This window comes from Anaerohalosphaeraceae bacterium (assembly GCA_037479115.1).
Classification (GTDB): Bacteria; Planctomycetota; Phycisphaerae; order Sedimentisphaerales; family Anaerohalosphaeraceae; genus JAHDQI01.
The window spans coordinates 1-13,465 of record JBBFLK010000018.1; the positions used below are offsets into that span (position 1 = coordinate 1).

Here is a 13,465-nt window from a genome sequence, read left to right on the forward strand (position 1 = left end):
CCCTCGCCCAAGTCCCCGTCGTTCCCTCGCAGGCCACCGTCATTCCCGCGCAGGCAGGAATCCAGTTTGGAAGCAGCTGACTGCTCTTTCGGTTTCTTATTTGATAACTGACCACTGATGACACACGACTGATAACTGATGACTGATGACTGACAACTGATAACTGACACCCGTCAGAGTTTTCCCGGGGCGGCAATGCGGACGGCCTCCAGAAATTCCTGCGGCTGCTGTGTGCCGATGAGAATCCTTTTGCCGTTTTTCAGTTCCAGCTGGATTCCCTGATTGCCGCGGATGTTATACGCCGTGCCGGCGCGGCCGAATCGAATTCCCCAGCCGCCGTATTCGAGAATCGGCGAATAGGTCCGCGCATACAACCGTTCAATCTCCTCCCAGGCAATTTGCCGCCGCAAAAACGTCAGCGGCAGGCACACAACCTCTATACCTTCTCTTCTTACGTAGGTGAGCATGCCCCCCGTAGCAAGGAACCCGTCCACTACGGCCGTAAATACCCAGCAAAGCCACAGAAGCCCCATTAAGGTCCCTGACAGAACCCCTTTGAACTGCAGGAAGAGAAGAACTCCTCCAAAAACGACAATCCCTGCCCACAGAGGCACCTGGAGCAGCAGCCCAAACCGCTGCCGTTCTTCAAACAGGGGCATCGACAGCCCTTCCCACGGTTCAGAGCCGGTCGATTTGTCTGTTCCCATTATTTCTTCCCCACAGCGGTTTCCGTATAAGGAATCCACACCGCCATCGGCCCTTTGCCGCGGTGCGCCCAGGCATAGTACGGAATCGCCTCGAACTTTCGCGGTGTGCGGCGGATTTGCCCGTCTTCGGTTCGGCTGACTTCCGCCGCCGTGCCCCGCAGCACCACCAGCCCGCCCAGCAGGTTCGCCCGATACACCGCCTCCAGCGGCGCATCCTTTTCAATCATCACGTTCAGCACCTGTCCGCCTTCGACATCCGGCCACTCCAGACAGTACACCAGCGGCCCGCGCTGAAAGGCCGTCTTGCCGATGTTGTCTTTAACCCGTTCATCGCAGACAATCCGCCGTATCGGCATCGGCAAATCCAGCATCACCGTATCGCCCGCCTTCCAGACCCGGTCGATGACGGCATAGCCCTTCTCCGTTTCCGGCTCTATCGGCTGGCCGTTGACCGCAATCGCCGCGGGCCGCTCCAGCGGTTTTGTAAACGTGTACAAAGCCGAAGAGGAGAAGGCATCCGTCGCCCAGTCCGGAATCCGAATCTTCAGCACCATCGGCAGATTATCCGACTCCGGCAGAATCTGCAGGAGCACCCGGCCGTCCCACGGAAAATCCGTTTCCTGCAGGATTCGCACGGTCCCGCCGTCGGGCTTGAGCCGGGCTTCCGACTGGCCGAACAGATTCACATATACTGCTTTGCCTCGCACGGCATACGCATAGCCCGATACAGACGCCAGAAACCGCGTGATATTGCCCGGACAGCAGGCACAGCCGAACCATTCGCTTCGCTCGTAGTTGCCCGCCGACTCGAGCGGATTGGGGTAAAAGAACCGTTTGCCGTCCAGCGATACGCCCGAAATGACGCTGTTGTACAGGGCCCGCTCCATCACATCGATATATTTGGATTCGCCGTCCAGCAGAAACATCCGGTGGTTCCAATAGACATTGGCGATATTCGCGCAGGTCTCGCAGTAGGCGCTGGCGTTGGGCAGTTCGTAATCGTTTCCGAAGGCCTCCCCCTGATGGCGGGCCCCGATGCCGCCGGTCACATACAGTTTTCGGTTGGCCACGTTGTCCCAGAGGGCATGAATCGCGCGGATAAAGTCTGCATCGCCGGTCAGGGCCGCCACGTCCGCCATCCCGCTGTACATATACCCGGCCCGCACGGCATGTCCGACCGCCTCCGTCTGTTCCACTACCGGGATGTGCGACTGCATATAGGCATCTTTGTGTCCGGTGCGTCCCCGCTGATTGAGAAACCACCGGGCCTGGCGGAGGTATTTTTCCTCGCCGGTGACCCGATACAGTTTCACCAGTCCGATTTCAATCTCCTGATGACCGGGGACGCCTTCGTGCCTGCCCGGCCCGAACGTCTCGCAAATCAGGTCGGCGTTTTTGACGGCGATATCCAGAAAGGTCCGCTTGCCGGTGGCCATGTAATGAGCCACGGCCGCCTCGTACATATGCCCGGCATTGTACAGCTCGTGGCTGGCGGGCAGATTGTCCCATCGCTCCTTATCATAGCAGCAGGTGATTTGGCGTTTGCCGCCTTCGCGGGCATTGGCCGTATAGGCCGTGTACAGATAGCCGTCCGGTTCCTGAGCGGCGGCGATATACCCAATCAGCTGGTCCAAATACGCCTCCATTTTCGGGTCCGGCTTGACCATCAGCCCGTACGAGGCCCCCTCAATGATTTTGTAAGGGTCGGTGTCGTTAAACCCGAACTCTCCCTCCCAGCGGCCTTCCATCAGTTTGCCGGCAATCTTGAAATTGTCGATGCGGTGCGTCTTTTCGCACATCTCGAAGGCAAACGGAATCGTCACCGTCCGATTGGTTTCGATCCGCGGCTGCCAGAATCGATCCGTAAACCGCACCTGCGTAAACGGCACCGGCTGATAGGGATAATCCGCTCCGGCCCAAAGCAGCGGATTTGACAGGACGAACACAAACAAAAAGACAAAGGCGGCAAAGACGGAACGATTCAGACACAGGCGTTTCATAGAGGCCTCCCAGCAACTCATCTCGGATTTTCGTTTTCGCCTGATGATACCCGATGCCCTCAGGCCGGTCAATCACCGGCTGAGAAAGGGGTTTTTCTCTTTTGCAGGGCCGGCAGGTCCGCTATAATCGACGGCGAAAAGAAAGGATTGTTTCAGGAGATGTTTTATGGAGCAAACCGCTCGAATCGGTATGCGGCTGACAGGATTGTGGACGGCCGGGCTGCTTTTGCTGGTCCTCGGCTGCGGCCCCAAAGTCCCGCAGGGAAAGTTCACCCAGGAGCAAATGCTCAATATCCCGCTGGCCAACCGCTACAACCTGCCTGCTCCGACCGGCGGAATGACCATCCGGGTCGGCTCCAATACGCTCACATCGGAAGAGATTCTTTCCGTGCCTCAGCTTCAGGAAGCCCTCGCTCCCTTGGCCAAACGGGGCAATCTGGCCGCCTATGAAGCCCAGGCCATGCCGCTGCTGCGAAGCGTTATCCGTTCCAAAGTCGCCGACCTGCTCCTATATGAAGAGGCCCGCAAGAACGCTCCCGAAAACATTGATGAGCAGCTGGAGGCCGCCGTCAAAAAGGAAATCGAGCGATTCATCGCCGATTACGACAACAATGTCGCGCTGGCAGAGCAGGAACTCAAACGGATGGGAATGGACTGGCGTTCCTTTCAGGAGTACAACAAGAAACTTATCATGACCCATTCGTTTATCTCCGCCACGGTGATGGAGGAAAAGAAATTCACCCGCCGCGAACTGCTGGACTATTATGAACAGGTCAAAAACGAGCAGTTTTCCCGTCCCGGGCGGCTCCAGTTTCAGCTCATTGAACTGGTGCCTTCGAAGCTGACTTCCGAACAGATTCAGGAAGGAGAAACCCCCGAACAGGCCGCCCGCCGCATCGCACAGGAGATTCTCGAAAAACTTCAGCAGGGCGGCGATTTCGGGGAGCTGGCCAAACAGTTTTCCCACGACCCCCTGGCCTCCGCAGGCGGACTGTGGGCGCCCGTGACGATGGGAACGGACTCTCTGGCCCGCCCGTATGATAAAATAGAGAAGATTGCAGAGACGATGTCGGTAGGAGAGGTCAGAGGCCCCCTCGAAGAACAGGGCAGGCTTTTCCTTGTCAAGCTGGTTGCCTTAACACCCCCCGTCTCCAAATCCTTCGACGAGGTCCAGCATATTCTTGAATCTCAGCTTCAGTTTCAGCATAAGAATCGAAAATACAACGAGTTAGTTGAGAAGGTGATTAAAAGGGCCGATTTTGTCGAGTTAGAGCGATTCGCTGAATTTTGCGCTAATGAGGCCTACCGGCGGTGGAGCCAATAAACAGGGGAGAAGCCTGGAGAGAACCTCTCGAAAAAACACGGCTCTATTTTTTCATAAGTAATTTATTTTTCAAGGGGATAAAAAACATCCCACTCGTTTTTGTTGTTTTCCGTCCCCCTTTCGGATATACTAAGCATTGTAGAAACAGTCATGGCTTCGGTCATGGGGGAATGAAGACTCTTGTGAAGGGGTTCAGAAATGGCAAGGTTTTATGAGAAGATTTGGCACCCGTTCTTTGCCGGCAAGAAACGCATCCTGATTCTGGCTGCCGCCGCGTACATTGCGTTGTGCTGAACCGTAAAACCAATTTTTGAAAGGATTTCATTCGAAAACGCCGGGGAAAGAACACCGCCCCCCGGCGTTTTTTCTTTCCGAAAGCGCGTAGCTTAAAAAAAATCAGGGGCTCCGACCCCGTCAGCCCCTGATTTTTAGGCCTGCGAATAGAAGTTGCAGGCACTGATTTTGGTGTCTTTTCATTAATAAGTCCGCACAATCCCCGCCTTCATTGATAGGAAAAATTAAAAATTTTTTAAATTCGAAACAGCCGCTGTTTTTCCCTTGAATTTCCATTTAAAGTAAAAACCATTTCATAATTTTTTATATGGCTTGTTTTCGGTATTAAAAATGCGGTTTTTTAAGGTTATAAATAGTGTTGAAAAATTATAGGGACAATCACCAGTGAATTTCGGATTGACAGCATCCTCTCCACAAATACAATATCATTATGTTGCGGATTGACCGGATTGTAATAGCGGATGACCCACATCACAATCATACCACTTAGCGGGGCAACAACCGTCAGGATGTCTTTTTTTATGGATGGAGACCGTTGTCTGTATCTGTCCATTCTGCGAGAATACCGTTGGGAGGTTCCATTTAAGTTATGTGCAGGTTAAAAGAAATATTCCGGATTATGTCTTTTTATGACCAATGCCGGTGGGAAGAAGCGAATAACTATAATTTTATAAACTTCTTTCGGCCGAATTTAGATGCAGACACAAAAATTCTCACACACTGGTTAAGTTATATAACTGACAGACAAATGCCTTTCAAGCGAATATGGGATATAGGCGGATTTGTCTTTTCTGAAATGGTGTATGAATTGAAAAGAAAGAAAACGTTAGATCTTTTGAATCCTGAAGCTCAAAATTCCTTTATCGAAGAAAATGGAGGGAAGTTCACTTTTATAAGCCAATCTGCCGCAGGGGAGAATCGGGTTTTAGCTGCTTACGGGGAGTTTCCAGAAAATGAAAGGGTAACGTTCAAGTCGAGGTTTTTCCCTTCCGACTATATGGCGATACTTTATACGTTGGTGTTTTTGGAAGACTACGGTTACAGTTTTTCTAAATTTATAAAAGAAGTTTATTGCCGACACAAAGATAAAGCTGATTTTATCAAGCGAATATTATTTTCATTGTCGCTCGTAACGTATGAGGGTATTGGACAACCGAAAAGTAAGAACATAAAAAAATTTGCTTCTAATGAGCGAAGGGCAAAAGAGAGGAAAGACGAAATAAAAAGGGTTTTGGATAATGCCGGTGAATTTAATAGAAAGTACAGTGAATTTCTCGAAGGCAGAATCTATAATCAGAAAAGAGCATGGTGCAGTCTGCGAGATTATTTAAAATCTCCTGTACTTAAGGAGTATTTTAGAAAAGCATTAAGGGAAAGAGGTCTCTGTGACGACGATTTTAAGCGATTATTTTCATACCAAGCACTTACCCAATTGGAATTGCCGGGGGATGTATGGAATAACAATTCCAAATTCAGGAAATGTATTTTAAGAGATACCGCTTATGAAGATTTGACGAAGGCATTAAATAGAATCTTAAGAGAGTTTTATGACACGAATCATAAAGAGATTGACGGTTATCCTGAACAGTTCGATATTACCTTTGATTTTGTGCCGAGAATGTGTGAAAAAAACAATTGTACTTTATGCCCTATATATAAACTGGATAATGAAGAGAATTACTTTAGTAAAATATGCATTCAAGATGAGAGTAAGTTTTGTCCGGTGGCATTGATAAGCTGCAACTATAAGAGCAGTTGTAAAGGGAAAAATAATTGTAAACTCATTTAAGCAAGTAGGCGGCGGCGCCGGAGGTGAAAATCAGCTCCTCGGGTTTGTCGGCGGCAATCACAATCGCCTCCGCTTCCGGCAGCGATTCAATCAAGGCCAGTCCCTTTTCCCGGCCCAGCACACTCACCGCGGTTGATAAGGCGTCGGCCTCCAGAGCGCTGGGGGCCAGAATCGTCACACTGATTAACTCGGCGGCCGACTCGCCGGTGGCCGGATTGAGGATATGGCTGAGTCGTTTTCCGCCTTTCTCGATGAATCGGCGGTAATCTCCGCTGGTGGCGACGGCCAGCTCGTCCAGCCGAATTTTGGCGCTGAGGGCTTCGGCTCTGGGGTTTTGAAGGCCGATGGTCCAGTGTTGGGCGGGCGGCGGAGGCGTCCCAAAACAGCGGATATTCCCCCCGACATCCGCCATTCCGCCTCGGATTCCCAGCTCTTTCATCGCCCCGATGGCCGCATCCACGGCATAGCCCTTGGCAATTCCTCCCAAATCCAGCCGCATTCCCTCCGCCTCAAACCGCACGGTCTGCTGGGTCGGATTCAAAATCACTTTTTCATAGCCCACCCGACTCCGGGCCTCCTGAATCTCTTCCGGCGTCGGCTCGATTCCTGTTTTTTCCATCCGCCGCCAGAGGGCCACGAGCGGTCCGACCGTAATATCAAACGCCCCGTTTGTCAGCCGGCTGTATTGTTGGGCCGCACAGAGCACCGCAAACAGGTCCGGGCTGACCGGCACTTCCTGTTCGAATGCTGTTTGGTTTATCTGGGACAGTTCAGAATTCGGATCGCGGTCATTCATCGTCCGCTGGACGTTTTCGAGGACGTCAAAAGCGACCTGAATGGCCCTGCGTGCGGCTGCCGGGCTGTCAGCCACCGCTGTCACCTGCACGACCGTCCCCATCATCAGATGAAATCCGCTGTGTTCGACCGCAGGCGGTTTGTATTGCCGGTGTATCTTCACGGCCGCCGCAGCCATGAGTACACCCAGCACGAGTCCAAAAAGAATGTCTAATTTTACTTTCATTGTCGGCAAATCGATTCAAAAAAGGTCGAGATTGTGTATAATAGCCGCTCTATGATAGAGCGGCCCATACAATCTGTAAAGGAACAAGTCAGCCGACGGCTCCTGCCGTTTGTGCGCAAACCCGCCCGCTACATCGGCGGCGAAATCAATCAAATCTGCAAAGACCCGGCGGCTGTCGAGGTCCGGGTGGGCCTGTGTTTTCCTGATATTTATGAAATCGCCATGAGCCACACCGGCCTGGCGATTTTGTACGAAGTGGTCAATCGGCTGCCGTGGGCGCTGGCGGAGCGCATCTTTGCCCCCTGGCTGGATGCCGAGGAGCGGATGCGAAGCGAGCACATCCCGCTGTTTTCTCTCGAATCCCGCCTGACCGCCGGCAGTTTCGATATAATCGGATTCAGCCTGACCAATGAGCTGTGCTATACCAACCTGCTCAATCTGCTGGATTTGGCGGGTCTGGCGGTTCGTTCGGAGCACCGGCGCCCCGAAGACCCGCTGGTCATTGCGGGCGGCCAGGCCGCCAACTGCGCCGAGCCCATCGCTCCCTTTGTCGATTTGTTTGTACTCGGCCAGGGCGAGGAGGCGGCGGTTCAATTGCTGGAGTTGTATCGGCAAAACAAACAGCAGGGGCTTTCCAAGAGCCAGTTTCTCCTTCAGGCGGCTCGAACCCTGCCGTTTGTCTATGTTCCTTCTCTGTATGAGTGGGAGTACGTCGGGACGCATCCGGCTGCGCTGCGGGCTGCACATCCGGACATTCCCCTGCGCATTCACGATGCCGCCCTCGATGATTTTGAGAATGCTCCGGTACCGGAAGCCCCCATCGTGCCGTTTGTGCAGACCGTCCATGACCGAATTACGCTGGAGATTATGCGGGGCTGTCCGGGGCGATGCCGGTTCTGCCAGGCCAGTTTCTGCCGGCGTCCTGTGCGGTATCGTTCGGTCGGGCGGATTGTCGAGCTGGCCCAAAAGCAGTACTGGAACACCGGTCACGATACCATCAGTCTGCTCAGTTTATCCACCGGCGAATACCCCTGGCTTGAGGAGCTTGTCGAGCGGCTGACGGGGTTTTTTCGCCCGCTTCACGTGGGCATTTCGATTCCCAGTCTGCGTGTTCAGCAGCAGCTGCGGCTTCTGCCGAAACTGATGACGTCCGTTCGCAAAAGCGGTTTGACGATTGCCGTCGAGGCCGCCTCCGAGCATCTGCGGCAGGTCATCAACAAGCCCATCTCGGATGCCGACCTTTTTGCCGGTGTGCAGGCCGCTTATGAGGCGGGCTTTCAGAGCGTCAAACTTTACTTTATGGTCGGTTTTCCCGGCGAAACCGAGGCCGATATCCTCCAGATTGTGGATTTATGCCATGCCCTTGCCCAGCTCCGCCGGCAGGTTGCGGGCCGACCCGCTTCTGTAACCGCCTCGGTCAGCTGGCTGGTTCCCAAACCTCACACGCCGTTTCAGTGGCTCGGGCAAAAGCCCATTGATTATTTTCAGCAGGCCCGCCGGATTCTGCTGGAGCGCAAACAGCAGCTGCGGGCCGGCGCCGTCCAAATCAAGTATCACACCCTCGAACGCAGTGTTCTGGAGGCGGCGATGGGACGCGGGGACCGGCGATTGGCCGATGTCATCGAGACCGCCTGGCGGCAGGGGGCTAAATTTGACCTGTGGGATGAAACGTTTGATTTCCAGCGATGGCAGAACGCCTTTGCCGCACATGGTCTGGATGTGCATCAGGAGGCCCAGCGGTCTTTCCAGCCCGGGCAGCTCCTGCCCTGGGCCCATTTGGGCGGCCCAGAAGAATCCTACCTGCTCAAACACTACCGCCGGGCCCTCGGACTGCCTGATTCCGTCGAGAACAAGACAGTTATCTGACGGCCCCGACGGCCGTTTTGTGCCCCAATGGAGCGGCCGTCATTCCGGCGGAATCTTACGGCATCGGCAGCAGATTTTCCCAGCGGACGACCCAGAGGCCGTTGTTCGGGAATCCCGGCGCATGGCGTTTGGGGCCCTCATCCCAGCCGGCGGCCATCATCGCTGTCGCGGTCAGCAGGCCGCCGTTGCCCGGCAGATACAGCGGCAGATTTTCCCGCTGATAATTGTGCCCGTTGGGCCAGTAGAGATTCTTTTTGGATTCGATAAAGAAGGCGTCCACGGCCAGCTCAGGCAGTCCCACGCGGGCGGCGGTCATTGCCAGCATCGGATAATCCCAGCCCCATGTATCCGGCCAGTGCCACTCGGCATAGACCCATTGAGCCGTTCGGCGCATGATGTCTTCCTGAACCAGGGGGGTTTTCGGCAGCACCCCCAGCGCCGCCAGCATCGACGGATGGTCGGTCAGATTTGTATAAGGCTCCGGTTCCACGGCGGTGTAGATTCCGTCACGGACCGGCAGGGCGGACAAATGGTTCATCACATGGTCCCATTTTTCCTCTCGCGGCAGGCCGAGCCGCTGCCGCCACTGCTGGGCGGTGTTCAGCCCCCAGTACCAATAGCACAATTCGAAAGTCGGATTCCACGTGTCGGCGTATTTGTAGTTTTCCTGAGCCGGAATAACCGGCGGCCCGAGGACATACCGCTTTTGCTTTTCGTCCCAGTGGGCAAAGTCCGCCATAAAGCGGGCCGTTTCGAAGACAATCTCTTTGAATTGGTTCAGCGTGTCCGCATTCGGCTTCTGACGGTACACCAATTCCGCATAATAAATCGGGTGCGGCTGCTGCCAAATCAGAAGCGGCCCGATGCCGGATGGGGAATCCTGCCCGTCGGGGCTGGTCATCTTGGGCCAGCGCACCCCTTCATAGCCCTGTCGGCGGGCGATGGCCCGGGCGGCGGGAAGTATCTCCCGATACCAATCCAGGGCGGACTCGAGCATCGGCAGGCGATTCCACAGGGCAAAATGCACGCTGTGCCACCAGTGCATCTCCAGATGAAACTTGCCGAACCAGCTGCTGCAGGTCAGCCCCGTTTCCTGCGGCGGATATTTCTGAACGGACTGAATGGCTGTCAGGTATTGGGAAAGAACAATCCGCCGCTCCAGTTCCTTCCAGCGCGGGTCTTTGCTCAAAGACAAGTCGATGGCGCCGCCGGTTTCCCAAAAAGATTTCCAATGACGTCCGGCAGCGGCCCGCACCGTGTCAAAATCCGTCGCGCGAAGGGGGCTGTCCTGCTCCTGAAACAGCACGAGGCCCTCGATGGTGCCGCCCGAATGCTTCGGCTGCCAGAGAAAATGATGTTCGGCGGTCTTTTGCCAATCCCCTCCGCCGGACAAAAGCGTTGTGCAGACATACCGCTTGGAATCCATCACCCGTTCAAAGCGGAATTGCCTGTCGTTTTCCTTTTTCAGAATGGTTGTGTGTTTATCAGGGCTGTTCCAGTCCGCCGGGTCGGGGCCCCAGGTGCCTGCGGCGTAGGGGAACCGGATTTGAATGCGGAGCCTTCCGCTTTCGATGAGGGGCGAATCGATTCGGAAAGCAAGGATATCCTGTTCGGGGTGAACACAGGTTTGGACGTGAACCGGCAGCCCTTCGATTGTAAAGGTACTGTCGAGGAGACCTTCCCAGAGATTGAGGGTTTGTTCGATGTTTTGAATCTCTTCCAGGGAAACCGGTGAGCCGTCGGCTTTTTGCAGCACCAGTCCAATCAGCCCGAGGGTGATTTGGTGCGGATTGGCCCGCAGGTAGTCCGCGGCCGGCCCTCTCTGGTTGCTGTTGTAGGGCACCAGCCGGCCGTAAGTGTCAATCTGGACAAAGGTATCCTCCAGTTTGTGGCCCGCGGTGTTGGGGAACGAGTGCCAGCCCCATTCGGCCATCGTCGTCAAGGGGATGCCTTTGGCATAGGCCTGCGGAAAGGTCTGCAGACCGGTGATGTCGGCGGTAAAAGCGAACTGTCCGTTCCCGACGGACAAGGGCGAAAACTCATGGAAGCGGTCCATTCGGACATTGTGTCGGTTCACGAGGGCCTGCCGGTCAATTTTGCCGAACGGGTCGCCGCCGCGGGCCAGATATTCGAGATACTCTTCGAGGCAGGTAAAGCCGTCGTCGTCGGGATCCGCATTAGAGTCAGAAAAATCGCCGGCCGGAGAATGGGGGTTGAGGTGATGAATGACTTCCCACCAGTCCGGCAGGCCGTCTCCGTCAGAATCGGGGGCGGCCGGACCGCCTTTTAGGGTCGGATAGCCGCCGACGTCGTCCTGTGAATCAATGATGCCGGGCAGTCCGTCTTTGCTGCCGCGATAGGTAAAGGAACGCTGACGCACCTCCCGGACAATCCGTTCGTCGATGGCATCGCGTTTGGGCCGAACGGCCCCGACATCGTCGAGCACCTTTTCGAGCAGCTCATCGGCAGAGTAGGTCGTCACATAAGATGGGAAAAACGGCTCATTGCTGCGAATGTCTGCTTCCTGAGCATAGTTCGGGGAAACCCCTTTCCAGTTGTCCGCATCGTATTGGGGGTATCCTTCCATTTTATTGCCGGCAATGTAAAACTTTTGCGGATTGCCGGTCTTCATTTGGTCCCCATCGGGACGCATCAGAAGGAAATGTTTGGTTGCCGGGCCGGGCAGGTAGAGATTGTTGACAAAGTTGCAGCGATAGACGCCGCCGTCCGTTGTTCGATGGAGCCAGTTATAGACAATATTGTTCCGAATATCACAGAACCCTTCGTATTGACCGTCCTGCCCGAGTCCTCCTGCCAGTGACCAGTTCCTTCCGGCACAATGGGCCAGCAGATTGTGATGAAAACTGCCGATGTTTCCGCTGATGGAGCCCGCAAAAGAATGCTTGCCGTAATGGTAGGAGTTGTGCAGGGCCTCTGAGATGATATTGCGGGAGAAGGTGATGTTTTTGGCGCCGCGGGTGCTGACTCCCTCATCCAGACTCCAGCTGATGGAACAATGGTCGATGATGCAGTGGTCGCAGCCGGCCATTCCCATCCCGTCCAGCGGTTTTTTGGCGGAATCACCGACGCGGGTCCGGATGAATCGGATAACGGCATCCGTCGTGTTGTTCATTCCGAAGGAGTATCGGGCCAGACAAATGCCGTCGCCGGGGGCGGTCTGGCCCGCCACATACACATCGCCTCCGTCCGGAGGGATGGTCAGGGTATTCTTGAGGAAGATGGTGCCGCCAACCCGGAAGATGACCACACGCGGCCCTTTTTCGACTTCAAGGGCCTTGCGGAGCGAGCCGTCAATAACCGGCTCGCCGGCCTGCGGGTCGTAGTCATCCAGTGTGGTGACGGCGATGACGCGTCCGCCCCGTCCGGCGCGGGCGAAGCGTCCGTATCCTTCCGCTGAGGGAAAGGCGAGCCGGCGAACCCGGAAACTCCAGACGGTGCCCTTTCGAATCGTGCCGTCCTCGGAAACGGCATCCACCCGCCAGAAATAGGTATGTTTGCTGTGGAGATTCTCGGCGGGAAACGCGGTTTGTCCGGCGGGCAGGCGCCCTTTGTAAATTGCTGAATCGGACAAAGACGCCTTTTCAACGGATAAGCGGTCTGTGCCGAGGTACACATCATAGAAAGCGGCCCCCGGAACGGCGGACCATTTTAGTTCCGTACGGCCTTTGCCGGCCGAACCGGGGCCGGGATGGTCATTGTGTGCAAAGACGTGGAAATCTCCGTCTGCCGGCGTCGGATTGTCCGGGGTGCTGCCGGGGGCATACGGGCGGTCGATTTCAAAGCCGTTTAAGACCGCCGAGCAAATCTGTTCATTCAGTTTTCCGGTCGGTTCAAAATCGATAATCACCGGTTTGCCGTCTTCGGCGGTGATTTCGAAAAATGCCGTTGTGATGAGCCGGTCATCCGTTGCGGCCTGGCTGGGCTGGATGGTCCGGACGGTCTGTCCATTGAAGCGGATTCGGCAGGGGCTGATGGTCTTTCCAAACCGCTCCGCGGGCCAGGGGGCGTTGTGATAGGTCGTCAGGGTATGCCGCCCGGAGGAAAGCCCCTCGAGCGTCATCCGGATGGTTCCGCCGGCAAAACTCGGGTGCGTATTTTTCCCGTCCTCTTTCTGCGCATACAGGCAGTCCATCGCCAGTTTGTAGCCCTTCAGACCGTCTTTGTTGTGCCAGCCGATGGTCAGCTTCGTGTCCGCAGGCGGCTCGAGCAGCTCAAAGGAGATTTTGACAGGGCCGAAAGACCGTTGGAACCCTTCTTCAGGCCGCCAGGACTCAAATCCGGCAGCGGTTGAATCCCGCCTCACGTCCAGGTCAATCCGAAGCGGCTGAGCGGATGAATGAGCGGGAAACACAAACAGGCATACCAGCCAAATCCAACCTTGCTTTCTTTTGTTCATAGGCACCTTTTTTCTATCAGGGGATTCGTCGATGGATACAAATCGGT

General features: G+C 55.1%; 7 protein-coding genes. 3 read left to right on the forward strand and 4 right to left on the reverse strand.

Annotated features, from left to right (window positions below):
- Positions 1–173 precede the first annotated feature (173 nt).
- Both WHS88_09170 and WHS88_09175 read right to left on the reverse strand, forming a co-directional pair.
- On the reverse strand, positions 174–707 hold the full coding sequence (locus tag WHS88_09170; GenBank protein ID MEJ5260345.1) for a hypothetical protein: 534 nt from the start codon (positions 705–707) through the stop codon (positions 174–176).
- On the reverse strand, positions 707–2,707 hold the full coding sequence (locus WHS88_09175; GenBank protein MEJ5260346.1) for a glycoside hydrolase family 127 protein: 2,001 nt from the start codon (positions 2,705–2,707) through the stop codon (positions 707–709). The genes WHS88_09170 and WHS88_09175 overlap by 1 nt, the downstream gene beginning before the upstream one ends.
- A 166-nt stretch (positions 2,708–2,873) precedes the next feature.
- On the opposite strand from WHS88_09175, the gene WHS88_09180 reads away from it, so the two are divergent.
- Positions 2,874–4,031, forward strand: coding sequence for a peptidyl-prolyl cis-trans isomerase (locus WHS88_09180; protein ID MEJ5260347.1), 1,158 nt, complete (start codon positions 2,874–2,876; stop codon positions 4,029–4,031).
- A gap of 913 nt (positions 4,032–4,944) precedes the next feature.
- Positions 4,945–6,114 (forward strand): hypothetical protein, encoded by a 1,170-nt coding sequence (locus WHS88_09185; protein ID MEJ5260348.1) that lies wholly within the window; start codon positions 4,945–4,947, stop codon positions 6,112–6,114.
- Here WHS88_09185 and WHS88_09190 read toward each other — a convergent pair.
- A complete protein-coding gene (locus tag WHS88_09190) occupies positions 6,107–7,087 on the reverse strand; it encodes an FAD:protein FMN transferase (protein MEJ5260349.1) in 981 nt (326 codons plus the stop codon). The genes WHS88_09185 and WHS88_09190 overlap by 8 nt on opposite strands.
- Positions 7,088–7,186: 99 nt before the next feature.
- Between WHS88_09190 and WHS88_09195 the strand changes: the two genes are divergently transcribed.
- The gene (locus WHS88_09195; protein ID MEJ5260350.1) at positions 7,187–9,001 is read left to right on the forward strand and encodes a TIGR03960 family B12-binding radical SAM protein; all 1,815 of its coding nucleotides are present in this window, start codon (positions 7,187–7,189) and stop codon (positions 8,999–9,001) included.
- A gap of 55 nt (positions 9,002–9,056) precedes the next feature.
- Here WHS88_09195 and WHS88_09200 read toward each other — a convergent pair whose 3' ends face one another.
- Positions 9,057–13,418: a hypothetical protein gene (locus WHS88_09200; protein ID MEJ5260351.1), complete on the reverse strand. Its 4,362-nt coding sequence runs from the start codon at positions 13,416–13,418 to the stop codon at positions 9,057–9,059.
- Between the last annotated feature and the right edge of the window lie 47 nt (positions 13,419–13,465).